The sequence below is a fragment of the Vreelandella sp. 2A-K22 genome, from assembly GCF_054065485.1.
On record NZ_JBSUGC010000002.1, the window covers coordinates 190016 to 212942 of the forward strand.

20 protein-coding genes are annotated in these 22927 nt (G+C 55.8%); 14 read left to right on the plus strand and 6 right to left on the minus strand.

The features are described 5' to 3' along the window. Positions 1 to 88: 88 nt before the first annotated feature. The 4 genes from hflK to ACW17M_RS03180 all read left to right on the plus strand — a co-directional run bounded on the left by hflK (position 89) and on the right by ACW17M_RS03180 (position 4892). Entirely contained in the window at positions 89 to 1360 is a 1272-nt protein-coding gene (hflK, locus tag ACW17M_RS03165; RefSeq protein ID WP_027959067.1) for an FtsH protease activity modulator HflK, read from the plus strand. Continuing rightward, complete coding sequence (gene hflC, locus ACW17M_RS03170; RefSeq protein WP_009287760.1) at positions 1361 to 2257, plus strand: protease modulator HflC; 897 nt, start codon at positions 1361 to 1363, stop codon at positions 2255 to 2257. It begins immediately after the preceding gene. A 143-nt stretch (positions 2258 to 2400) separates the two neighbouring features. Further along, the gene (locus ACW17M_RS03175; protein WP_342584625.1) at positions 2401 to 3597 is read left to right on the plus strand and encodes an ATP phosphoribosyltransferase regulatory subunit; all 1197 of its coding nucleotides are present in this window, start codon (positions 2401 to 2403) and stop codon (positions 3595 to 3597) included. Beyond that, the gene (locus ACW17M_RS03180; RefSeq protein WP_022523961.1) at positions 3597 to 4892 is read left to right on the plus strand and encodes an adenylosuccinate synthase; all 1296 of its coding nucleotides are present in this window, start codon (positions 3597 to 3599) and stop codon (positions 4890 to 4892) included. Before ACW17M_RS03175 ends, ACW17M_RS03180 begins: the two co-directional genes overlap by 1 nt. A 68-nt stretch (positions 4893 to 4960) precedes the next feature. On the opposite strand, the gene cobO is transcribed toward ACW17M_RS03180, so the two are convergent. Then, complete coding sequence (gene cobO / locus ACW17M_RS03185; RefSeq protein WP_141441287.1) at positions 4961 to 5560, minus strand: cob(I)yrinic acid a,c-diamide adenosyltransferase; 600 nt, start codon at positions 5558 to 5560, stop codon at positions 4961 to 4963. Between the two features lie 248 nt (positions 5561 to 5808). On the opposite strand from cobO, the gene ACW17M_RS03190 reads away from it, so the two are divergent. The 4 genes from ACW17M_RS03190 (at position 5809) to ACW17M_RS03205 (ending at position 10942) form a co-directional block, all read left to right on the plus strand. Further along, complete coding sequence (locus ACW17M_RS03190; protein WP_007114656.1) at positions 5809 to 6294, plus strand: YajQ family cyclic di-GMP-binding protein; 486 nt, start codon at positions 5809 to 5811, stop codon at positions 6292 to 6294. A gap of 67 nt (positions 6295 to 6361) precedes the next feature. Continuing rightward, the gene (pepN, locus tag ACW17M_RS03195) at positions 6362 to 8992 is read left to right on the plus strand and encodes an aminopeptidase N (RefSeq protein WP_430468885.1); all 2631 of its coding nucleotides are present in this window, start codon (positions 6362 to 6364) and stop codon (positions 8990 to 8992) included. A gap of 55 nt (positions 8993 to 9047) precedes the next feature. After that, positions 9048 to 10007 (plus strand): lipid kinase YegS, encoded by a 960-nt coding sequence (gene yegS / locus ACW17M_RS03200; protein ID WP_022523958.1) that lies wholly within the window; start codon positions 9048 to 9050, stop codon positions 10005 to 10007. A 44-nt stretch (positions 10008 to 10051) separates the two neighbouring features. Then, positions 10052 to 10942: a hypothetical protein gene (locus ACW17M_RS03205; protein WP_161463455.1), complete on the plus strand. Its 891-nt coding sequence runs from the start codon at positions 10052 to 10054 to the stop codon at positions 10940 to 10942. Between the two features lie 69 nt (positions 10943 to 11011). Here the strand turns inward: ACW17M_RS03205 and ACW17M_RS03210 are convergent, their stop codons facing one another. Beyond that, the gene (locus ACW17M_RS03210; protein WP_007114660.1) at positions 11012 to 11215 is read right to left on the minus strand and encodes a cold-shock protein; all 204 of its coding nucleotides are present in this window, start codon (positions 11213 to 11215) and stop codon (positions 11012 to 11014) included. A gap of 133 nt (positions 11216 to 11348) precedes the next feature. Between ACW17M_RS03210 and ACW17M_RS03215 the strand changes: the two genes are divergently transcribed. Next, positions 11349 to 12005, plus strand: coding sequence for a LysE family translocator (locus ACW17M_RS03215; protein WP_027959070.1), 657 nt, complete (start codon positions 11349 to 11351; stop codon positions 12003 to 12005). A gap of 35 nt (positions 12006 to 12040) precedes the next feature. Here the strand turns inward: ACW17M_RS03215 and ACW17M_RS03220 are convergent, their stop codons facing one another. After that, a complete protein-coding gene (locus ACW17M_RS03220) occupies positions 12041 to 13990 on the minus strand; it encodes a transglycosylase SLT domain-containing protein (protein ID WP_457546907.1) in 1950 nt (649 codons plus the stop codon). Positions 13991 to 14129: 139 nt separating this feature from the next. Here ACW17M_RS03220 and ACW17M_RS03225 point away from each other — a divergent pair, with 139 nt between their 5' ends. From ACW17M_RS03225 to sixA, 4 genes are all read left to right on the plus strand, one after another. Continuing rightward, positions 14130 to 14462 (plus strand): YkvA family protein, encoded by a 333-nt coding sequence (locus ACW17M_RS03225; protein ID WP_230803855.1) that lies wholly within the window; start codon positions 14130 to 14132, stop codon positions 14460 to 14462. Positions 14463 to 14613: 151 nt separating this feature from the next. Continuing rightward, the gene (gene htpG, locus ACW17M_RS03230; RefSeq protein WP_022523953.1) at positions 14614 to 16548 is read left to right on the plus strand and encodes a molecular chaperone HtpG; all 1935 of its coding nucleotides are present in this window, start codon (positions 14614 to 14616) and stop codon (positions 16546 to 16548) included. Positions 16549 to 16677: 129 nt separating this feature from the next. Beyond that, positions 16678 to 17823, plus strand: coding sequence for an NAD(P)H-dependent glycerol-3-phosphate dehydrogenase (locus tag ACW17M_RS03235; RefSeq protein WP_427769378.1), 1146 nt, complete (start codon positions 16678 to 16680; stop codon positions 17821 to 17823). Further along, complete coding sequence (gene sixA, locus ACW17M_RS03240) at positions 17816 to 18298, plus strand: phosphohistidine phosphatase SixA (RefSeq protein ID WP_427769377.1); 483 nt, start codon at positions 17816 to 17818, stop codon at positions 18296 to 18298. The genes ACW17M_RS03235 and sixA overlap by 8 nt, the downstream gene beginning before the upstream one ends. A gap of 52 nt (positions 18299 to 18350) precedes the next feature. Here the strand turns inward: sixA and gatB are convergent, their stop codons facing one another. From gatB to gatC, 3 genes are all read right to left on the minus strand, one after another. Beyond that, positions 18351 to 19805, minus strand: a complete 1455-nt coding sequence (gene gatB / locus ACW17M_RS03245; RefSeq protein ID WP_009287767.1) for an Asp-tRNA(Asn)/Glu-tRNA(Gln) amidotransferase subunit GatB — start codon at positions 19803 to 19805, stop codon at positions 18351 to 18353. After that, a complete protein-coding gene (gene gatA / locus ACW17M_RS03250; protein ID WP_022523949.1) occupies positions 19805 to 21265 on the minus strand; it encodes an Asp-tRNA(Asn)/Glu-tRNA(Gln) amidotransferase subunit GatA in 1461 nt (486 codons plus the stop codon). The genes gatB and gatA overlap by 1 nt, the downstream gene beginning before the upstream one ends. An 84-nt stretch (positions 21266 to 21349) precedes the next feature. Further along, positions 21350 to 21637 carry an Asp-tRNA(Asn)/Glu-tRNA(Gln) amidotransferase subunit GatC gene (gene gatC, locus ACW17M_RS03255; RefSeq protein WP_022523948.1) on the minus strand — a complete coding sequence of 96 codons (288 nt, stop codon included), beginning with the start codon at positions 21635 to 21637 and terminating at the stop codon, positions 21350 to 21352. Between the two features lie 229 nt (positions 21638 to 21866). On the opposite strand from gatC, the gene ACW17M_RS03260 reads away from it, so the two are divergent. Then, positions 21867 to 22904: a rod shape-determining protein gene (locus tag ACW17M_RS03260; protein WP_007114671.1), complete on the plus strand. Its 1038-nt coding sequence runs from the start codon at positions 21867 to 21869 to the stop codon at positions 22902 to 22904. Positions 22905 to 22927 lie beyond the last annotated feature (23 nt).

Here is a 22927-nt window from a genome sequence, read left to right on the forward strand (position 1 = left end):
GGTTTATAGAGCAATAATATCAAAACGCGGTGGTGCCGCCTAAGTGTGATGCCATTAGCGTTAGCGAATACCTTAGTGGAGACGAAGTATGGCCTGGAATGAGCCTGGTGGTGGCAACCAGCACGACCCTTGGAGTAGTGGCGGCCGACGCGGTGGAAACGACGGCGATGGAAACCGTGGCAGTAATAATGGCGGCGGCAACAATGGCAATAAAGGGGGCAACAACCAAGGTCCACCTGACCTGGATGAAGCGCTGAAAAAGTTTCAGGACAAGCTCAACAGCATGTTGGGTGGCGGCAAAAAAGGCGGCGGCAAGAAAACCGGGGGGGGCGGTAGTGATAAGAACCGCAACCCTTTCGCGCTGCCAGGCCTGCTGATTATTGTTGCGCTGGCTATTTGGGCTGCAATGGGCTTCTACCTCGTGGATCAATCCGAGCGCGGCGTTGTGCTGCGGTTTGGTGAGTTTCAGGGCATCGTAGATCCAGGCCTGCAGTGGAATCCGCCGCTGATTGATGATGTGCGCATGGTCAATGTGACCCGTGTGCGCTCTCTGTCGCAGACCCAGTCGATGCTGACCCGCGACGAAAACATTGTCGAAGTGGAAATTTCTGCTCAGTACCAAGTAGCTAATCCACGCGATTTTGTGCTTAACGTACGCGATCCTGCTATCTCGATTGAGAATGCGCTGGATTCGGCACTACGTCACGTCGTCGGCGGTACCGATATGATCGATATCTTAACCTCTGGCCGTGAGATTCTGGGTAGCTCGGTTGCTAGTCGTCTACAGTCCTATCTCGACAACTACGGTGCCGGTATTCGCCTGCAAACCATTAACATCGAGTCCACTTCGGCGCCCGCGCCAGTGATTGACGCCTTCGATGACGTTATCCGGGCCCGTGAAGATCGTCAGCGTACGATCAACCAGGGTATTGCTTACGCCAACGCGATTATTCCGGAAGCGCAAGGTCAGGCGCAGCGTATTGTTGAGCAGGGGCAGGGTTACCGTGAGTCAGTAGTCGCTGAAGCGCAGGGTCAAGCCAACCGCTTTAACTCGCTACTCTCCGAGTACACAAATGCCCCGGATATCATGCGTGAACGTATGTACCTGGACACAATGGAAGAAGTGTTTAGTAATTCGCCGAAGGTGCTGTTGGATGTAAGCGAAAACGCGCCGCTGATGTATCTGCCCCTCGATCAGCTTAGCGGTGGGAGCAGTAATCGAAATAACTCTTCGAGCGGAAGCGCCAATAGCGATGAACAGCTAGATCCGAGTGTGCTTGAGCGGTTACGCAACACCCAGGGCAGTTCCAGCTCTTCATCGAATACCAATAGTAGCTCCATCCGCAGGGAGGGCCGGTAAATGATTAATAATCGATCCCTGCTGATTGTTGGTGGTCTGGCTGCCGTGGCGTGGCTGGCAAGCAACACTCTGTACGTGGTAGACGAAACCGAGCGTGCCGTTAAACTGCGCTTTGGTGAAGTCATTGAAGAGAATATTCAGCCTGGCTTGCATGCCAAAGTGCCGATCGCGCAAACGATTCGTAAGTTTGATACGCGCTTGTTGACGCTGGACACCGATACCAGCCGCTATCTGACCCTTGAGCAGAAAGCGGTTATCGTTGACTCCTATGTTAAGTGGCAGGTGGTTAATCCTACTCGCTACTACGAGGCGACTGCCGGCGATGAGTTGATGGCCATTCGCCTGATTCAGCCGCGGGTGGATGAGAGCCTGCGTAATGAATTTGGTCGCTTGAATCTTCAGGAAATTATCGCCGAGCGTCGTGATGACCTGATGACGGGCCCCACCGCAGAACTCGACGAGCTGATGCGTGAAGAGCTCGGGGTGGCAATTCGCGATATTCGTATCAAGCGCATCGATTTGCCCGAAGACGTATCAGCCGCTGTTTTTGAGCGGATGCGCTCCGAGCGTGAGCGTGAAGCTCGTGAATGGCGTGCTCAGGGTCAGGAAGAGGCTGAGCGTATTCGCGCCAATGCGGATCGTCGTCGCCAAGTACTGCTTGCCCAGGCCAATGAGCGCTCCGAGACGCTGCGCGGTGAAGGTGATGCCCAAGCCGCTGCGATTTTCTCTGAAGCGTATGGTCAGGATCAGGAGTTCTACTCTTTCTGGCGTAGCCTTAATGCCTATAGCGAAAGCTTTGCCGACGATGGCAATCTGATGGTGCTGGAGCCGAGTAGCGACTTCTTCCGCTATTTGCGCAGCGCTGAACCAGAAAGCGGTGAAGACAGCGGCGAGTAAACCGCCGTTGGCCGGTGCTCCTCGTCTTGGTTTGTTGATAGCCAAGCGGGGTTCACCCGGCCAATAAACGTGATAGAATTTGTTGACCGGGCGTCGCCCGGTTTTTTTGTGGCTCCTATTTCTTCAAGTTCAAGGCAATCGTCATGACCATCGCTGACCGCTGGCTACTGCCCGACGGCATGGATGAGGTGCTCCCGCCTCAGGCAAGCCGTATGGAAGAGCTGCGCCGCGCGCTGCTCGATCTTTACCACTGCTGGGGCTATGACCAGGTAATGCCGCCCCCAGTGGAGTTTCTGGACTCACTGTTAACAGGCACCGGCACGGATCTGGATCTTCAGACCTTTAAGCTGACCGACCAGTTAACGGGTCGCATGATGGGCGCCTCGGCGGACGTTACGCCGCAAGTTGCGCGTATGGATGCCCATTCGCTAAAGCGTCAGGGGCCGGTGCGCCTTTGCTACTGCACTAATGTACTGCGTGCTAAGGCAGACCAGCATCAGGGTGGCCGTAGCCCGGTGCAGGTGGGTGCTGAGCTGTTTGGTCATGCCGGGCTAGAAGCGGACAGTGAGATAATTCACTTGGCGCTGGCCAGTATGAAGGCCGCGGGCGCTGAGGAGATTCACTTGGCGTTAGGGCATATCGGCATCTATCGAAGCCTTGCAGAAGCGGCAGCGCTCAGTGACGAGCAGGAGCGTGCGTTATTTGAGGCGTTAGCGCTAAAATCACCCAGTCAACTGGCGCAGCATGTAGATGCCAGCGTCAGCGACCCGGCCTTAGCGGACATGCTGTTAGCTCTGGGTGATCTGCACGGCGGTGCGGATGTTTTACGCCAGGCGCGGGAGCGTTTTGCCGGCGCGCCGGCCTCGGTCACGGCGGCACTGGATCAGTTGGATGCGCTCTATCAAGGGGTGCTGGCGCGCTTTGATGTGTCGCTCTACTTTGACTTGGCTGAACTGCGCGGCTATCAATACCACACGGGTATGATGTTTGCCGCTTATGTGCCGGGCTATGGACATGCGCTGGCTAAAGGCGGACGTTATGACGATACCGGGCGGGCCTTTGGTCGTGCGCGCCCGGCCACCGGCTTCTCGATGGATCTGAAACAGCTGGCGTCGCTGGCGCTGGCCTCCCCGAGTCGCGGGGCTATTTGGTCGCCCGCTATGCAGGATGAGTCGCTCAACGCTGCCATTGTCGCGCTGCGTGAGCAGGGGGAACGCGTGATTCAAGCGCTGCCAGGGCAGCGTACTGGGCCGGCGGAACATGAGTGTGACCGCCGTCTTGAGCTTATCGATGGTCGTTGGCAGCCAACGGCCCTGACACAAGAGACGAGTGCATCATAATGGGTAAGAATGTCGTAGTGCTGGGCACCCAATGGGGTGACGAAGGCAAGGGTAAAATCGTTGACCTGCTGACTGAATCCGCATCCGCCGTGGTGCGTTTTCAAGGTGGCCATAACGCGGGTCATACGCTGGTCATCGACGGTGAAAAGACCGTTCTTCACCTGATTCCATCTGGCGTTTTGCGCCCAGGCAAAACCTGCGTGATTGGTAATGGTGTGGTGCTTTCGCCGGAAGCGCTGATCAAAGAGATCCGTGAGCTGGAAGCCAAAGGTGTGCCAGTACGCGAACGCCTGCGTCTGTCGCCAGCTTGTCCGCTGATCCTGCCCTACCATGTGCGCCTGGATCAGGCCCGTGAAAAAGCCCGTGGCATTGCCAAAATTGGCACCACTGGCCGGGGCATTGGGCCTGCCTACGAAGACAAAGTCGCCCGTCGTGGCCTGCGCTTAGGCGATATGCTGCATCGCGAACGTTTCGCTTCCAAGTTGGGCGAAGTGCTCGACTACCACAACTTCGTGTTGGTGAATTACCACGGTGAACCGGCGGTCGACTTCCAGGAAGTGCTGGACACGGCGATGCAAATGGCCGAAGAGCTGCGTCCCATGGTGTGCGATACCGTCAGTATGGTGCACGACCTGCGAAAAGCCGGTGAGAATATCCTGTTTGAAGGGGCTCAGGGCTCGCTGTTGGATATCGACCACGGTACCTACCCCTATGTAACCAGCTCTAACACCACCGCAGGCGGCACAGCCACCGGCTCTGGCGTCGGCCCGCTCTATTTGGACTACGTGCTGGGTATCACCAAGGCGTATACCACCCGTGTTGGTTCAGGCCCGTTCCCCACTGAGCTGTTCGATGTCGATGGCCGCCACCTTGCCGAGCGTGGCCACGAGTTTGGTGCTACCACTGGCCGTGCCCGCCGCTGTGGCTGGTTTGACGCTGTGGCACTGCGTCACGCGGTGCAAATCAACTCGGTCACCGGTATCTGCCTGACCAAGCTGGACGTACTGGACGGGCTGGAAAATATCCGCGTGTGCGTTGGCTATCGCAGTAAAGATGGTGACGTGCTGGAAACGCCAGTGGATTCAGAAGGCTATGAAGCTGTTGAACCCCTCTACGAAGACCTGCCAGGCTGGAAAGAGTCGACTCTAGGGGCTAAAAAGGTAGAGGATTTACCTGCCAATGCCCGCGCTTATATCAGTTACCTTGAAGAGCAGGTAGGTACCAGTATCGATATTATCTCCACCGGTCCAGACCGCATGGAAACCATCGTGCTACGTAACCCGTTCGATAGCTAAGCACGCTTTAAGCGGGCCATTAGTGAGCAGATGAGCAAAAGGGGCAACTTAGTTGCCCCTTTTGCTATTTAAAAGTCGATACCCCGACGCGCCTGCAGGCCATTGTTGAAGGCATGGCGCACTTCCTGCATTTCAGTCACTGTATCGGCCATAGCGACGAGTTCGCGGTGAGCGTTGCGGCCGGTAATAATCACTGTCTGTTCTTTAGGACGATTCTCCAGTGCTTGTTTAACGGTTTCGATCTCCAGGTAGCCAAACTTGAGCATATAGGTGATTTCGTCGAGCACCACCAGATAGGTCTCTGGGTCTGCGAGCATACGCTCAGCCTCTTTCCACACTGCTTGGCAGGCGTCGGTGTCCGCTTGGCGATTTTGCGTATCCCAGGTGAAACCGGTAGCCATTATCGCCACCTCTAGATTGGCATCCTCCTCCAATCGATTGCGTTCGCCGCACTCCCACAACCCCTTGATAAACTGCACTACGCCCACTTTATAGCCATAACCCAAAGCGCGGGTGACCGTGCCCCAGGCAGCGGTTGTTTTGCCTTTACCGTTACCGGTGTTAACGATGATTAGGCCGCGCTGCTCGTTAGCACTGGCGACTTTCTCCTCTACGCGCGTTTTAAGCTTCTCCATAGAGGCTTTGTGGCGGGTGTCGCGGTCACTCATGGTATCTCCTGATAAAGCGGAAAGCTGAAAAATAGCCAATATTCATAATCCGCTAGCCTAAGCTATCAGCACAGGGTTGAACATCCTTATGGAGGTACTTGAAGATAATTTTTGTACAGGTATTTTCGGTGTTTTGTGAATATTTGTCTCAATAATGCACCCTAAAATCCAACAAAAAAGAACAGGATTGGCCCCTAGGGGGCTGGCTGCTCTAGAATAGGTGGTCATGTCTTTTCAGGAATTACATCATGCCCTCATTTGATATTGTTTCAGAGTTCGATAAACACGAAGGCGCTAACGCCGTAGACCAAGCTAACCGGGAAGTGCAGTCACGGTTCGATTTTAAGGGGGTCGATGCCAGCTTCACCCTTGAAGGTGACAAAGTGCAGCTAGAGGCGGAAGTCGATTTCCAGCTCAAGCAGATGCTCGATGTGCTGCGAGCCCGTTTAATCGCCCGGGGTATCGATGCCCGCTGTATGGATGTTCAAGACCCGGTGCTCTCCGGCGTGAAAGCACGCCAGGAAGTCGCTCTTAAGGAGGGGCTCGACGCGGCGGAAGCCAAAGATGTGGTCAAGCGCATCAAGGCCAGCAAGCTCAAAGTGCAGGCGCAAATTCAAGGTGAGAAAGTGCGTGTAACGGGTAAAAAGCGCGACGATTTACAAGCTGTTATGGCATTGCTGCGCGGCGAAGAGGGGCCGGATTTACCGCTCCAATTCGATAACTTCCGCGACTAGGTAGCGGTGTTAAGCTGTCGAACATTTTGAACTATGTAATATTCGTTTTATACAGGAGTCACGCACTATGTCTGATCCGCAGCCGGTTTATTTAAGCGACTACCAGCCACCCGCCTACCGGGTAACTCATACCGAGCTGACGTTTGATCTTGACCCCGCCGCGACCCGTGTGAAAGCGCGACTGTTGATTGAGCGACATCCAGAAGCTGACGCTAAGGCACCGCTCGTCTTAAATGGCGAGCACCTAAAGCTTATCTCCCTGGCGATTGATGCAACGCCGCTGGATGTCGCTGCTTATGAACTAGATGATGAAGTCCTGCGCATTGCTCAGGTGCCCGAGCGTTTTGTGTTGGAGAGCGAGGTGGAGATCGCCCCGCAGGAGAATACGGCGTTAGAGGGGCTGTACCAATCCAACGGTATGTACTGCACCCAGTGCGAGGCCGAAGGCTTCCGGCGGATTACCTTTTACCCTGACCGCCCAGACGTCATGGCGACCTTTAAGGTCACTGTGATCGGCGATCAGCAGCAAGAGCCGATTTTGCTGGCTAACGGTAACCCGATTGAGCGCGGCGAGCTGGAGGGCGGTCGCCACTTTGTTACTTGGGAAGACCCGCACCCCAAGCCCTGTTACCTGTTTGCTTTGGTGGCAGGCAACCTGCATAGCGTAGAAGATCATTTCACCACCATGAGTGGGCGGGATGTCACGTTGCAAATTTGGGTAGAAAAAGAGAACCTGGATAAGACCGAGCATGCCATGGCCTCGTTAAAGCGTGCCATGGAGTGGGACGAGCAGGCGTATGGGCGCGAATACGACCTGGATCTGTTTATGATCGTGGCCGTCAATGACTTCAATATGGGGGCGATGGAGAACAAAGGCCTCAATATCTTTAACTCTGCCGCAGTCTTGACCCACCCCCAGACCGCCACCGATGCAGCGTTCCAAAACGTGGAAGGCATAGTCGCCCACGAATACTTTCACAACTGGTCGGGCAATCGCGTTACCTGCCGCGACTGGTTCCAGCTCTCGCTGAAAGAGGGCTTCACGGTCTTTCGTGACCAGTGCTTTTCAGCGGATACCAATTCAGCGCCGGTTAAGCGCATTCAGGATGTCTCCTTTTTCCGCACGGCCCAGTTTGCCGAAGATGCTGGCCCCACGGCGCATCCGATTCGTCCCGACCACTTTATCGAAATTACCAACTTCTACACCCTGACGATTTATGAGAAAGGGGCCGAAGTCGTACGCATGTTGCGTAATTTAGTAGGGGAGGAGAGCTTTCGTCGCGGTTCAGACCTTTACTTCGAGCGGTTCGACGGTCAAGCGGTGACCATTGAAGACTTTGTCGGCTGTATGGCTGAAGCCTCCGGTGAAGACTTCAGCCAGTTTATGCGCTGGTACTCCCAGGCGGGAACGCCGGATATTGATGCCCACGGTGAGTATGATTATGTTCAGGGCGAGTACCACTTGACGCTGCGTCAGCGTACGCCTGCAACACCCGGCCAGTCAGATAAGCTGCCGTTGCATATCCCGGTGCGTATGGGGCTGGTAGGTACCAAGTCGGGGCAGGATCTCACCCTGACGCTCAATGGCGAAAAGCTCGGCAAAGACGCGGTTATTCATCTACGTGACGATGAGCAAACGTTTGTATTCACCGATGTTGCCGAAGCGCCGGTGCCCTCTTTGCTACGCGAATTTTCTGCCCCGGTGAAGCTGCATTACCCCTATTCAAGGGAAGATCTCGCCTTCTTATTGACCCATGACAGCGATGGTTTCAACCGCTGGGATGCGGGTCAACGCCTAGCGCTTTTGGCCTTGGATGACTTGATTGCTGCCCATAGGAATGGCGTCGAAAAGGTCATGGATAGCCGCGTTGTCGATGCCTTTAGAGCGCTGCTGAGCGGGCCAATGAGCGATAAGGCGGTATTGGCAGAGATGCTGACGCTACCCTCTGAAGCATATATCGCCGAGCAGCAGCCCATTGTGGATGTAGATGCTATCCATGCCGCGCGGGAATTTGTTCGTCAGTCATTAGCCGTGGCTCTGCGGGATGAGTTTCTGGCTATCTATGAAGCCAATGTGACGGAAGAAGCGTACGCGCCGACACCGGAGCAAATAGCTCAGCGTAGCCTGAAAAACGTGGCGCTCTCTTATCTTATGTCGATTGAAGATGAGCAGGGCTTGGCACTGTGTGAAAGCCAATTCGCTGCTGACCACAATATGACCGATGTGCGTCAGGCGCTCACCCTGCTGGTGCACAGCGACCGCGACGACCTGGCTTCGCCAGCACTCAAAGCCTTCGGTGAGAAGTGGGCGCATGACCCGTTGGTGATGGATCAGTGGTTCACCGTCCAGGTATCGCGCCCTCAGCCAGATGTGCTTGAGCGGGTGAAGTACCTGATGCAGCATCCCGCCTTTTCACTCAAGAATCCCAATCGAGTCCGTGCATTGGTCGGCGCCTTTGCTCAGAACCGGGTCAATTTCCACCGTTTGGATGGTCAAGGCTACCAACTGCTGGCTGATGTGGTCATCGAGCTCAACCGGCTTAACCCGGAAATTGCCGCGCGGCTAATCACCCCGTTAACCCGCTGGCAGCGCTTTGATGAAACCCGCCAAGCACTAATGCGGTCTGAGCTTGAGCGGATCAAACAACAGCCGCTATCTTCAAATGTATACGAGGTGGTCGAGAAAGCATTGGCATAAGCGTTTAGCGCAGTAGTGAACAACCGCAGTTAAACCATGGAAAGGAATAACAATAGTGACAGACTCACAGCAACACTATTTACTGATTATCAATGGTAAATCCGCCGGTAACCCGGCATTGCGTGAAGCAGTCAATGAACAACGTCAGGCAGGGATGCTGATTACGGTTCGCGCTACCTGGGAAGGGGGCGACGCTGCGGATATTGCAGAGCAGTCTGGCGCCATGGGCATTACCCACGTGATTGCCTGTGGTGGCGATGGCACCGTCAGTGAAGTCATGAACGGGCTGATGCGCTTGCCTCATGACCGGCGTCCTGCGTTGGGCATTGTGCCCCTAGGCAGTGCCAATGATTTTGCTACCTCCGTTGGTTTACCGCTGGAGCCAGGCGCCGCTTTGGCCGCTGCACGGGAGTTAAGCGCCTATCCCATTGATGTTGTGCGCGTGACCGCAGGTGCAGGTGGCGAATCGTCCACCAGCTACTATATCAACATGACCACCGGTGGGTTTGGCGCTGAAGTTACCTCGTCGACACCGAAAACGCTTAAGCGGCTGCTCGGGGGCGGGGCTTACTCAGTGATGGGCGCGCTGAAGGCTTGGCGCCACCGCAGCTATCGCGGCACGCTCCATTGGGACGAAAAAGAGGAGAGTGCGTCTTTGTTGCTACTGGCGCTAGGTAATGGCCGCCAGTCGGGCGGGGGACAGGTACTGGGGCCGCGTGCCAAGCTGGATGATGGCCGTCTGGACGTGCTGCTGGTCAAAGACTTTCGGTCGATAACGGAACTGACCAAGCTCATTAGCGAGCTGCAGAGTTTCCCCTATGACGGGCGATTCGTGCGCTACTTCACCACGACCCAACTAACCGTGACCACCCAGGCAAATGGTTCGCCCTGGCCACTCACGTTAGACGGCGAAGCGCGCTACTATGACCAGTTCTGCGCGGAAGTAGTGCCCCTTGCTCTGCGTGTGTTACTGCCTGAGGAGTGCCCGTTGCTCTCCTCGACCAGCCGGCCTTAGTTCTTTTGGCTCACATTGTTAACGTTATAAAGGAGAAGAATTAAATGGCAAATCGCGTGTGGATACCCGCGCTCGCCGCCGTGGCTCTTTTGCTGAGTGCCTGCGGTGACTCCCAGGAAGATCCCAGCGTGACACCCGATGATAATGCTGCGGTGACGGATGAAGAAACGGCTCGTGATGAGGGGGCGGGCGAAGAAGCGTCGGTCACGGCTGAAAACGCGACTGAGATGTCCAGTCCTGAAGAAGTAGAGGATGATATTGAGGAGCGCCAAGCTGCTGAGGAGCTTGAGCGAGCGGAAGCGCTGCGCGAGGATAGCGACACTCAGGCTAGTGATCCCCAATCCAGCGGCACTCAGTCCAGTGGCAGTGCGACGGCTGGCGGTGAAGAGGTTGAGGCTGGTGAAGACACCTTGGCGGCGGATCCTGAAGAGGTGCTCGATGAAGAGAGCGCTATGCCGGGTGAAGCTACACGTTCCGATGTAGATGACATCATTGCCGAAACTGAACGCCGTTTTGAAGAGGCCGAGCAGCGTTTGGAGGAGCAGTTTCAGGAGGTAGAGCAGCAGGCGCCAACCTTGGAGCCGATGGAGAACGAGGATGTACCGCCTAGCTGGGACACCGAAAGCAGTCTGCCCGAGCGCACACCCTTGCAGGATGACAGTGATGTAACCGATGTTGACGCCTTGATTGAAGACACCGAACGTCGCTTTGAAGAAGCGCAGCAGCGGCTTGAGGAACAATTCCAAGAGTTGGAGAATCGTGAGGCGGAGAGTGGTGCTGTGGTCGAGCCGTCAGGCGAGCTTGATAGCAATGACTTTGACAGCAATGACTCCGATAGCGGTGATTCTGATAATCGTGATGTCGATAGCGCTGAAGATAGCCAGGAAACCGGTGCTAATGGAGAGTCGCGGAGTGAGAGAGGATCGCTTGAGTGATTCTCTTTAGCCAATAGTCAGGCAATAAAAAAGGCCCGCGTTTGCGGGCCTTTGTCCATCCGTTAGCAATTAAGCTGGGCGGATGTTGGAAGCCTGAAGGCCTTTTTTACCCTGAGTCACTTCAAAGCTGACTTTTTGACCGTCTTGCAGGGTCTTGAAGCCTTCAGCTTGAATTTCGGAGAAGTGGGCGAACAGATCGTCTCCGCCGTCATCAGGAGAGATGAAGCCGAAGCCTTTAGTGTCGTTGAACCACTTAACAGTGCCAGTTGCCATTTTCTATTTCCTTAACGTGCTTAGTAATCACGGGCAACTCTATTGTCCACCCGCTACAATTACTCTAGATGTAAACACGGCTGTCGTCCAGCGACATTCCTAAGATTTTTTATTTGGTTGCGAGCAAGCACAAATGATGCAGTTAGGTTTTATTGATGCGCAGTTTATTTCCTTTTTGGTAGCGATCACGTTGCTGACGATAAGCCCCGGTGTCGATACGCTGCTAGTGATACGCAATACGGCCCGCGGAGGCATCCACGATGGGGTCACCACGAGTTTAGCTATCTGCTGCGGCCTGTTTGTGCATGCAACGATTTCTGCATTGGGCATTTCGTTGATCCTGCTCCAGTCGGCCTGGGCGTTTCATATGCTGAAGCTGGTGGGGGCGGGCTACCTAATTTGGCTGGGTATTACCAGCTTGTTAGCAGCGCGGAAAGGCCAGCCACTGCCGGTTAATGGTGTGCTAGAAGGTGTGCCTGCCGTTTCGCGCTGGCAGCCGGTCAAAGAGGGTTTTTTGTCCAATGTGTTGAATCCCAAAACCGTGGTGTTCTACATGGCCTTTTTGCCTCAGTTCATTGCTCCTGGGGATCCTGCGCTACTGAAGTCGCTATGGCTGGCGGGGGTGCACTTTATCATCGCCAACATTTGGCAAATCAGCGTGGTCATGATGGTGGGAAGTGCCGGCAAATGGTTGGCTAACGCACGTTTTGCGCAAGCGCTTAATGCCGCTACGGGCAGTGTATTGGTGGTGTTTGGTATTCGGCTGGCATTAACACAGCGCCCGGTATAAACCGGACGCTGGTAATGTGGTAGGTAGATAAGGGCTTAGCGGCGGGCGAGCAGGGCTCGGTCGTAGCGTACCTGCTGCTCGTTATCGCTAAGCAGTGAAACGCCTTCGCTACTGCCACCGTTAGCGAGGCTTTCAAAAATCACCCGATAGCTAAGCACCGCCTGCACGTAGTCGCGGGTTTCGCGGAAGGGGATGCTCTCTACAAAGAGATCAAAGGCCTCTACGCCATCGCCCAGCCACTGATCGACGCGGCCAGGGCCCGCATTATAAGCCGCTGCGGCGGCCAGTCGATTGCCCTGATAGCGTTGCAGCTTGTCGCGCAGGTAGGTGCTGCCCAGGCGAATATTAAGCTCTGGGTCGAGAACGCCGTAGGGGCCAGGATCGCTAATGCCCAATTCGCGACTGACTTGGCTGGCGGTGCCGGGCATTAGCTGCATTAATCCACGCGCCCCTGCGGGTGAAAGGGCGTTAGGGTTGTAAGCGCTTTCACGCCGGGTAATGGCCATCAATAGGTATGGATCCACGCCGGTGAGACGGCCCCAATGTTGAAAGCTGTCGTGGTAGGCCTGGGGGAAGCGCCAATCCAAGGCGTCCCACATTTCAGCGGCAATGGTGGTTTGCACCAGGCGCGCATGCCACTGCTGTTGAGCGGCATAGTCGGCTAGCGCTCGTGCCTGTTGCGGCGAACCGCTCTGCACCGCGTGCAGCCACTCGCTGTTGGCGAGACCATCCTCGCCAATGCGTAGCAAGGCCTCGGTACGCTTAACGGCGGGGAGTTGGGCAATACGTTGACGTGACGCTTCGTCAAAATGATTGCGTTCAAGATTCAATTGATAGGGTTGGCCGAGCTTTTCTGCTGCTGCAAAGCCGTAAAAACTGCGATCCTGCGCAGCCTGTTGGTAGCGTGCTTCGGCGGCCGCTTGGTTGCCAAGCTGCCCATTGGCGCGGCCCAGCCAATACTGCCAACGGCTATTCTCCTGCTGGATAGCGGGCATTTCGGCAATCCAGTAGAGCACTCCGTTCCAGTCCCTGCTAGCCAGCGCATGGCGGACACGCAGCTCTAATACGCGCTCGCTCTCCAGGCTCGGTAGCACGCTGTCAACCCAGCTTAGCGTGCCCGGTACATTGCGCACCAGGGCGTAAAAAGCCAGTTCTTCTTCAATAGCTTGACGGTCACTGGGCAGCAGGTTTAAGCGCGACGAGAGCGTCTGCCAGGCGGCAAAGGCTGCAGGCGTATCTTCACGGGTGTAGCGCTGCATGGCGGCCCGGTAGAAGCTTGCCGTGGCGGCACACTCGGGGCCTAGGCAGCTGGGCGCCTGGGTAATGGCGCTGCTGCGTGCTGTGACACTATCCACCGTCTCTAGAGCGGTTTGCCACTGGCTGCTTAATAGCCCACCAAGATAGCTCGACAGGCGTGTTTCTCCCGCCTGCCAGGCGAGCATTTTACGCTCCCAAATAGCTGTGTCATCAATAGTGCCATTGGCCCGCAGGCGTGCAAATAGCGGGTCGCAAGCATTAGGCTGCGAGCTGCCTACGCGCCATAAAGCCAACCCCGCTTCGCTCGCCTGCTGAGGCTGCTCATCCAGCAGCGCCGTGTAGTAGTAGCACTGGCGAACCGTGCCCGCAGGCTCGCCATCGGCCACTGCCAGCAGGTCGCTATAGCGGCCCGCATGGCCATACTTTGCGATCGCTTGACCACGCAGCCACCCTGCTAGAGGAGAGTCTGCGTGCTGGTCGATAAATTGATGCACCCTTTCAGGAGCCACGTTAGGCAATTGCCCCCTTAAGCGGTGGTACTCCACATAGCCACGCAGCGGGTGGTCTTCAATTGAGCGCTCATCGACCCGTGCCCACTGCTGCTCGCGGGCAGCAGCGAGGGCATCGCGTAACTCACTATCGGATGCGGCCCACGAAAGTGCAGGTAATCCCGCCAGTAGTGCTGTACACAGCACGCGGGCGGTATGGCGAAATGGCGAAACCAACATGGTGCTCTCTCTCTGTAAATCGGTGTCACTTAATCGGGGCTCGGGAGCAGCCCACGCAGTTTGCGGTGCAACCGCTATACTGAACGAATATTAGCCGTCATGATCTGACAGCCCAGATACTAAAAGGATTTAATTACCTATGGCCCCATTATCCACTTGGTCGTTGCTGCGTCGACTCAAATCACGCGTTTGGGCGACAAAACGTATAGTGCGTGCTTTAAAACTGTTTATCCCCATGACGCGAGACGTCATGCGTGGCGATTTTCGGCCTATTCCCTGGTCGGCATTCGGTATGATGGCATTAGCGCTGGGTTATTTGGTACTGCCGTTCGACCTGATACCCGATTTTCTGATGCTAATCGGCGTGGTGGATGACGTGCTGATTGTCGGCTGGTTGCTCAATCGCATCGATCAGCGCCTGGAAGGCTATCGGGCCTGGAAATTTACCGATCCCGATATGACGCCTTCTTGACCTCAGCGGCTTGTTAATCCCCGTAGCTTCTTCACCAAGGCTGCTTGAAAAATCGTTGCCTATCCCCATATCTACTCCACGAAACCATTTTATCCCGCTGCATGTTAACGCAGAGGGATGCGACTCAACGTGATTGATAAGGGCTAAGCGCATGACTACAGCTACCCACGAACAAGCGACTGATAAATCGGCTAACCACGAAGAAACGCTAGGCTTTCAGACGGAAGTTAAGCAACTGCTGAATTTGATGATTCACTCCCTGTATTCTAACCGGGAGATTTTCTTACGCGAGCTTATCTCAAACGCCGCCGACGCCTGCGATAAGCTACGTTACGCGGCCCTCGATAACGATGCGCTCTACGAAGGCGACAGCGAACTACGCATTGAAATCGAACACGACCGCGATGCCAACACTATCACCCTACGTGATAACGGCGTTGGCATGAACCGGGAAGACGTGATCGCCAACTTGGGTACCATTGCGCGTTCCGGTACCGCTGAGTTTCTCAAGCAGCTCTCTGGTGAGCAGCAGAAAGACGCCAAGCTAATCGGTCAGTTCGGCGTTGGTTTCTACTCGGGTTTTATCGTCGCTGATGAAATTTCGGTGCGCACCCGCAAGGCGGGTACAGACGCTTCAGAAGGCGTTGAGTGGCGCTCGAAAGGGGAAGGTGAATTTACCGTTGCCGATATTGAGCGTGCTCAGCACGGCACAGAAATCACTCTGCATCTGAAAGAGGACGCCAAAGAGTTTGCTGACGACTATCGGCTGCAGGGCTTGGTTCGTAAGTACTCGGATCATATCGAAGTCCCCGTGCGCATGCCGAAAACAGAAACGGCGAAGGACGACGAGGGCAATCCTATCGAGGGTAGTGAAGTGACTACCTGGGAAACCGTTAACGAGGCGACGGCGCTGTGGTCGCGTCCCAAGAGCGAGGTTTCCGACGATGAGTACAAGGCGTTCTACAAGCACGTTGCACACGATTTCTCTGACCCGTTGACCTGGAGCCACAACAAGGTCGAAGGCAAGCTCGAATACACCAGCCTGCTCTATGTGCCGGGTCGGGCACCTTTTGACCTGTTTGAGCGCGACGGTGCTCGGGGCGTTAAGCTCTACGTTCAGCGTGTCTTTATTATGGACGACGCCGAACAGTTCCTGCCGCTCTACCTGCGCTTTATCAAAGGCGTACTGGATACCCGCGAGCTGTCGCTAAACGTATCCCGTGAGCTGCTCCAGCAGGATCCCAATGTTGATAAGATCAAATCGGCGCTTACTAAGCGCGGTTTGGATATGTTGAAGAAGCTGGCCAAAGATAAAGAGCAGTACCAGACGTTCTGGAATACCTTTGGTAGCGTGTTGAAAGAAGGGCCGGGCGAAGACCCCTCTAATCGGGAAAAAATTGCTGGCCTGCTGCGCTTTGCCTCAACCCATACCGATACGGCTGCCCAGGAGCACGGGCTGGCGGACTATGTCGAGCGCATGAAAGAGGGGCAGCAGAAGATTTATTACGTCGTAGCTGATAGCTTCAATGCGGCGAAAAACAGCCCTCACCTGGAGATCTTCCGCAAAAAAGGCATCGAAGTTCTGCTGTTGTCTGACCGTATCGATGACTGGTTGATGAGCCATCTGACTGAATTCGACGGTAAAACCTTTGCTGATGTGGCCAAGGGCGAGCTTGATCTTGGCGATGTGGAAGACGAAGCAGAGAAAAAAGCTCAGGAGGAGACCGCTAAAGCCAAAGAGGAACTGGTGAAGCGCGTAAAAGAAGCGCTGGGCGATGGTGTTCAAGAGGTAAAAGTGACTCACCGCCTTACCGATTCACCGGCCTGCGTCGTGCTACCCGAGCATGAAATGGGCTACCAGATGCGCCGCATTATGGAAGCCGCCGGTCAGCCGCTGCCCGAGGTGAAGCCGATTCTTGAGCTTAACCCTAGCCACGCGCTGGTAGCGCGTTTGGAAGGGGCTGAAGGCGATCAATTTGGACAGTTAGCCCACATCCTGCTCGATCAGGCAATTATTGCAGAGGGCGGCCATCTGGATGACCCGGCTGCCTACGTGAAACGTCTGAATAGCGTCTTGACGGCTTAATGAGCCAATAACGTCAGACATGCGGCCCGCTTGGATTTCCAAGCGGGCCGCATCTGTTAGTGAAGATGCTATGGGTGAAGATGCTAAAGTACCCAGTAAATGTAAGAGACTAACGATCAGGATATCGTCATGGCTGAGCAGCAAACCAATGTCCCAGTGACAACCAACGTAGCGGTGCTGGGAGGCGGTAGTTTTGGTACGGCGCTAGCGAGCATTGCCGCCGATAATGGTGCCCGCGTTCGTCAGTGGATGCGTGACGAAACGCTGGTCACACAAATCAACCAAGAGCACCGTAACGGTCGTTATCTGCCCCACTATGCAATGAATCCGGCCGTGGAGGCCTCAACCGACCTTCAAGCCGTGCTGGCCGACGCGGAGCTAGTACTCATCGCTATTCCATCAAAGGCCTTTCGCAGCGTTGTGCAGGCGGCGAAAGCGTGGTTGAGGCCCGAGCAGATACTGGTCAGTACCACCAAGGGGATCGAGCAAGAAGGCTTTCTGTTGATGAGCCAAGTACTCGAGCAGGAAACGGGCTTTAGTCACATTGGCGTGATTGCGGGCCCAAATCTGGCCTCTGAAATTGCCGATAAGCAGTTAACTGCTACCGTGATTGCCAGCGCTGACCCGCTTACCCGCACCCGCGTACAGCAAGTATTGGGTTGCCGTTACTTTCGTGTTTACGCTAGCGATGACCGTCATGGTGTTGAACTGGGTGGTGCACTGAAAAATATCTATGCGATTGCCGCCGGTATGGCGGCGGCGCTGGGCATGGGCGAAAACACCCGCAGCATGCTGATGACTCGCGCCTTAGCCGAAATGAGCCGCTTTGCCGTTGCCCAGGGGGCTAACCCAATGACCTTTTTAGGACTGGCGGGGGTGGGGGATTTGATCGTTACCTGCTCGTCTAACCTGTCGCGTAATTATCGTGTTGGCTACGCCATGGGCGAAGGGCGTACGTTGGAAGAGGCGGTTGATGCCCTTGGCCAGGTCGCAGAAGGGGTAAACACCGTTAAACTGGTATGCGCTAAAGCGAGTGAAATGGGTGTTTATATGCCGTTGGCGGAAGGTCTCAATCATGTGCTGTTTGACGGCGTGCCCGCCCAGGAGATGGCGCGCACCCTTATGATGGGTGAGCAGAGTAGCGATGTAGAGTTTATTCTGCCCCGTGAAGCCGTACAGCAGGCCCATCGAGACCAAACTCCTCACAACCACGCTTCTAAGAACCAGGCTTCTAAGAACCAGGTTTCTAAGGGCAATGGAGGCAGGAATGCCTGATGTGTTGATTATGCGCCACGCTGAGGCCGCACCGGGGTATCCCGACCAAGCGCGTCGATTAACGCCTCATGGTGAGCAGGAGGTCAAAAAAATGGCCCGTTGGCTGACTGAGCGCGTGGCTGATGGGGAGCTGTTTATGCCGAAAATTTATGCCAGCCCCTATTCTCGCGCGCAGCAAACCGCGCAAACGCTATGTGATGCGCTGGGAGCCTCGCTGGAAACGCTGGATTTTATCACTCCGGATGACTCGCCCCATGCAGTAAGCGACTGGTTGCTTGAACAGCCTGAAGGTGCGCCGATCATGCTGGTCAGTCATATGCCGCTGGTAGGCGAACTGGCGGGGTTGTTAGTAGAGGGCAGCCCTGCTCAGGGGCTTGGCTTCCCTACCGCCGCCATCGCCGAGCTTGAGGCCGACGTATGGGCGGCAGGCTGTGCGCAGTTGAAGCGATTTACCCAGCCCAGCCAGTTGGCCTAGTTCAAATGTGTGCCATTAAAAAACGGCTGCCTAGGCAGCCGTTTTTTAGGCTTTACAGCAGCGCGTCGAGCTTCTCTTTTAGCAAGCCGTTCACCTGCTGTGGGTTGGCGGTGCCGCGTGACGCCTTCATCACCTGACCAACAAAGTAGCCGATCATTTTACCGCGTTTTTCCGGCTCCGAGTCGCAGTACTGGGCGACCTGAGCGGGGCTGTCGGCAATCACTTGGTCGATCATTGCTTCAATGGCGCCGGTGTCGGTCACCTGCTTGAGGCCTTTTGCGTCAATCACCTCATCGGCGGACTCACCCTGACCGTTCCACAGCGCCTGAAAAACCTCTTTAGCGGCTTTGCCGTTAATGGTGTCATCCAGTACGCGGCTGATCAGCTCGCCTAGCTGGCGCGCTGAGATCGGGCTATTGGCAATGCTCAGGTTTTCTCGGTTAAGTGCCCCGGAAAGTTCACCCTGTACCCAGTTAGCTGCCTGCTTGGCATCGCCGCACTCGCTATGCACCGCTTCAAAGAATTCGGCCATATCGCGACTGGCGGAGATGACATTGGCGTCATAAGCAGACAGACCCAGCTCGTTCTGGAAGCGCTCACGCTTATCTGCTGGCAGCTCGGGCAACTGGCCACGCAGGTGGTCAAGATAAGCTTGGTCAAGCACCACCGGCAGCAGGTCAGGGCAGGGGAAGTAACGGTAGTCGTTGGCCTCCTCCTTGGTACGCATGCTGCGGGTTTCATCACGGTCTGGGTCAAACAAGCGGGTTTCTTGAACCACGCTGCCGCCATCTTCGATCAGCTCAATTTGTCGCTCAACCTCAAAGGCAATGGCGCGCTCGACAAAACGGAAAGAGTTAACGTTTTTAATCTCAGCGCGGGTGCCAAAGGCTTCCTGACCTTTGGGGCGTACCGAGACGTTAACGTCGCAACGCATGGAGCCTTCCGCCATATTGCCGTCGGAAATGCCCAGGTAAGTAACGATCGAGTGAATCGCTTTGAGATACGCCGCGGCCTCTTTGGCGCTACGCATATCCGGCTCGGAGACGATCTCCAGTAGCGGCGTGCCAGCACGGTTCAAGTCGATACCGGTCATGCCGTGAAAATCTTCATGCAGCGATTTACCGGCATCTTCCTCAAGGTGGGCATGGTGAATGCGGATACGCTTAGTGCTGCCATCTTCCAGCGTAATCTCAACATCGCCAGGGCCGACGATGGGATGGTACATCTGGCTGGTTTGATAACCCTTGGGCAGGTCGGGGTAGAAGTAATTTTTACGGTCAAACACCGAGACTTCGGCGATATCCGCATGCACCGCCAGGCCAAACTGCACGGCCATGGCCACGGCCTGCTCATTGAGCACTGGCAGCACGCCAGGTAGGCCTAAATCCACCGCGCAGGCCTGGGTGTTTGGCTCGGCGCCAAACGCCGTTGAGGCACCGGAAAAGATTTTTGAACGCGTTGCGAGCTGAACGTGGACTTCAAGCCCAATCACGGTTTCCCATTGCATTAGGCGTACTCCTCGGCAAAGGCAGGACGTTGTAAGTGCCAGTCGGTCGCTTGCTGAAACTGGTGAGCGACGTTAAGCAGCTGCGCTTCGGCAAAGTGGGTGCCCAGAATCTGGAGACCAACGGGGCGGCCACCGGCCAAACCCGCCGGCACGCTGATGCCGGGAATGCCCGCTAGGTTCACCGCGATAGTGTAGATATCCTGCAGGTACATCGACACCGGATCTTTTTTGGCACCCAGGTCAAACGCGGGGGTAGGCGAGGCGGGGCCCATCAGCACGTCGACGTCTTCAAAGGCGTCCAGGAAGTCCTGACGGATCAAACGGCGCACCTGCTGGGCTTTGGTGTAGTAAGCGTCAAAGAAGCCTTCAGAGAGCGTGTGAGTGCCGATCAGGATGCGTCGTTTAACTTCTTCGCCGAAGCCTTCAGCCCGCGAACGTGTGTAGAGATCGATCAAATCGCTGGGATTGTCGCAGCGGTGACCAAAACGCACACCGTCGTAGCGGGACAGGTTGGAAGAGGCTTCCGCGGGGGCGATCACGTAGTAGGCCGGAATCGCATAGTGGGTATGCGGTAGGCTGACCTCACGAACCGTCGCGCCTAGGGATTCGTAAACTTTTACCGCCTCACGGACGGCTTTTTCGACATCAGGGTCTAAACCATCGCCGAAATACTCTTTGGGAAGCCCGATCTTGAGGCCCGAGAGGGGGGCATTAAGGCCTTCCACATAGTCGGGTACGCCGCGGGCAACGCTGGTGGAATCGCGGCCGTCATGGCCCGCAATAACACCCAGTAGGTGGGCGCAATCTTCGGCGCTGCGCGCCATGGGGCCAGCCTGATCAAGGCTTGAGGCGTAGGCAATAATGCCGAAGCGCGACACACGACCATAGGTGGGCTTTAAACCGGTGATGCCACAAAATGCCGCGGGCTGGCGAATCGAGCCGCCGGTGTCAGTACCCATGGCGGCGGGCACCAAACCAGCTGCGACTGCTGCTGCGCTGCCGCCGGAGCTGCCGCCGGGCACCGCTGTCAGATCCCAGGGATTTTTGACCGGGCCGTAGTAGCTGTTTTCGTTGGAGGAGCCCATGGCGAACTCGTCCATATTGGTTTTGCCCAGGCTGATCGTGCCCGCCGCGTTGAGCTTTTCAACCACGGTGGCGTTGTAGGGGGCGATAAAATTATCCAGCATTTTTGAACCGCAGCTGGTTTTCACGCCCTGGGTGCAAAAAATATCTTTGAGCGCTAGGGGAATGCCTGACAGCGGCCCGGCGTTGCCTGCCGCTCGGGCGTTGTCGGCTACTTCAGCCTGTTTCAGCGCTTGCTCGGCGGTCACGCTGATAAAACTATTCAGCTTGCCGTCAGCCTGTTCGATACGCTGCAAATAGTGAGCGGTCAGCTCGCGGCTTGAAAACTCACCGCTTTTTAGCGCGGCGGCGAGTTGCGTTAAGGTTTTCTCGTACATGACCCAGAAGCTCCGTTCAGGGGAGAAAAAAAGAGGCAATAGTGGTGGCTTGATTAAATATTCGTGCGTTGTTACTCAGCGTACTTATTCAACGACGCGGGGCACGAGATACAGGCCATTTTCCACTGCCGGAGCACAGCGCTGAAACGTGTCGCGCTGGTTGGTTTCCGTCACTTCATCGGCGCGCAGTCGCTGGGTCGCATCTAGCGGATGGGCGAGCGGCGTAACGCCTTCAGTATCGAGGCTTTGTAGCTGGTCGACCATGTCCAGAATCCGGCTTAGGTCGTCTACAAAGCCGCTGGCTTGGTCATCGCTGACAGCGAGTCGGGCCAAGTGAGCGGCCCGGCGCACATGAGATTCTTCAAGCGCCATGATCGATATTTCCTCATAAACGTGATGGAACATAATCGGCTTTAAGCGGTATACATACCGATATCAAAAAAACGTCTTGTGTTGCAGACGTGGAAAATAGCCGCAAAAGGTACCACATCTTGGCCTTAACGGGCAGTGTTAGGCGCGACTCGTGCTTGCTGCCAGGGGGTTGCGGTGATACCGTTTGCATCCGCACAGGGTTCCCGGTCTGCACTAGGTAACAACATCCATGTTTAAACGTTTGAGGGGGCTGTTTTCCAGCGATCTATCGATCGACTTGGGTACGGCCAACACACTGATTTATGTTCGCGGTCGCGGTATCGTGCTCGATGAGCCGTCCGTGGTTGCTATCCGCCAGTCTGGCAATATGCGCAGCGTCGCGGCAGTTGGTACTGATGCCAAGCGAATGCTGGGGCGTACGCCCGGCAATATTACCGCGATTCGGCCGATGAAAGATGGCGTTATTGCCGACTTCACCGTCACCGAGCAGATGCTTCAGCACTTTATCCGTAAAGTTCACCAAAGCACCTTCTTAACCCCCAGTCCACGCGTTCTGGTATGCGTTCCTTGCATGTCAACACAAGTAGAACGTCGGGCGATTCGTGAGTCTGCCGAAGGGGCAGGTGCCCGCGAGGTGTTCTTGATCGAAGAACCCATGGCGGCGGCAATTGGCGCTGGCCTTCCGGTTGATGAAGCGCAGGGGTCGATGGTGGTGGATATCGGTGGTGGTACCACTGAAATCGCGATTATTTCACTCAACGGCGTGGTCTACTCCGAATCGATTCGGGTGGGCGGCGACCGCTTTGATGAGGCCATTACCGCCTATGTACGTCGTCACTACGGCAGCCTGATAGGCGAAGCGACAGCCGAGCGCATCAAGGAAGAGATTGGTTGCGCCTACCCCGGTGGCGAACTGCGCGAAATTGACGTGCGCGGTCGTAATCTGGCCGAAGGCATTCCACGCAGCTTCACGCTCAATTCCCACGAAACCCTGGAAGCATTGCAAGAAACCCTGGGTTCTATCGTGGCCGCCATTAAGAGCGCCCTTGAGCAGTCACCGCCTGAGTTGGCATCCGACATCGCTGAGCGAGGCTTGGTGCTAACGGGCGGTGGGGCGCTGTTGCGCGACCTGGACAAGCTGATCGCTGAAGAGACAGGGTTGCCGGTAATTGTTGCCGAAGACCCGTTGACCTGCGTTGCTCGCGGCGGTGGTAAGGCGCTGGAGATGATTGATCAGCACACCTTTGAGTTGCTGTCGAGCGACTAATCGCAGCGGTTAATTGCGGGGGG

Bases quoted from the DNA above. Each gene is read 5' to 3' on its own strand.
- ACW17M_RS03260 (WP_007114671.1), top strand. From the start codon at position 21,867: ATGTTTAAACGTTTGAGGGGGCTGTTTTCCAGCGATCTATCGATCGAC.
- gatA (WP_022523949.1), bottom strand. From the start codon at position 21,265: ATGTACGAGAAAACCTTAACGCAACTCGCCGCCGCGCTAAAAAGCGGT.
- pepN (WP_430468885.1), top strand. From the start codon at position 6,362: ATGTCTGATCCGCAGCCGGTTTATTTAAGCGACTACCAGCCACCCGCC.
- ACW17M_RS03175 (WP_342584625.1), top strand. From the start codon at position 2,401: ATGACCATCGCTGACCGCTGGCTACTGCCCGACGGCATGGATGAGGTG.
- ACW17M_RS03215 (WP_027959070.1), top strand. From the start codon at position 11,349: ATGATGCAGTTAGGTTTTATTGATGCGCAGTTTATTTCCTTTTTGGTA.
- ACW17M_RS03210 (WP_007114660.1), bottom strand. From the start codon at position 11,215: ATGGCAACTGGCACTGTTAAGTGGTTCAACGACACTAAAGGCTTCGGC.
- ACW17M_RS03225 (WP_230803855.1), top strand. From the start codon at position 14,130: ATGGCCCCATTATCCACTTGGTCGTTGCTGCGTCGACTCAAATCACGC.
- gatC (WP_022523948.1), bottom strand. From the start codon at position 21,637: ATGGCGCTTGAAGAATCTCATGTGCGCCGGGCCGCTCACTTGGCCCGA.
- sixA (WP_427769377.1), top strand. From the start codon at position 17,816: ATGCCTGATGTGTTGATTATGCGCCACGCTGAGGCCGCACCGGGGTAT.
- cobO (WP_141441287.1), bottom strand. From the start codon at position 5,560: ATGAGTGACCGCGACACCCGCCACAAAGCCTCTATGGAGAAGCTTAAA.
- htpG (WP_022523953.1), top strand. From the start codon at position 14,614: ATGACTACAGCTACCCACGAACAAGCGACTGATAAATCGGCTAACCAC.
- ACW17M_RS03220 (WP_457546907.1), bottom strand. From the start codon at position 13,990: ATGTTGGTTTCGCCATTTCGCCATACCGCCCGCGTGCTGTGTACAGCA.
- ACW17M_RS03235 (WP_427769378.1), top strand. From the start codon at position 16,678: ATGGCTGAGCAGCAAACCAATGTCCCAGTGACAACCAACGTAGCGGTG.
- hflC (WP_009287760.1), top strand. From the start codon at position 1,361: ATGATTAATAATCGATCCCTGCTGATTGTTGGTGGTCTGGCTGCCGTG.
- ACW17M_RS03180 (WP_022523961.1), top strand. From the start codon at position 3,597: ATGGGTAAGAATGTCGTAGTGCTGGGCACCCAATGGGGTGACGAAGGC.
- hflK (WP_027959067.1), top strand. From the start codon at position 89: ATGGCCTGGAATGAGCCTGGTGGTGGCAACCAGCACGACCCTTGGAGT.
- gatB (WP_009287767.1), bottom strand. From the start codon at position 19,805: ATGCAATGGGAAACCGTGATTGGGCTTGAAGTCCACGTTCAGCTCGCA.
- ACW17M_RS03190 (WP_007114656.1), top strand. From the start codon at position 5,809: ATGCCCTCATTTGATATTGTTTCAGAGTTCGATAAACACGAAGGCGCT.
- ACW17M_RS03205 (WP_161463455.1), top strand. From the start codon at position 10,052: ATGGCAAATCGCGTGTGGATACCCGCGCTCGCCGCCGTGGCTCTTTTG.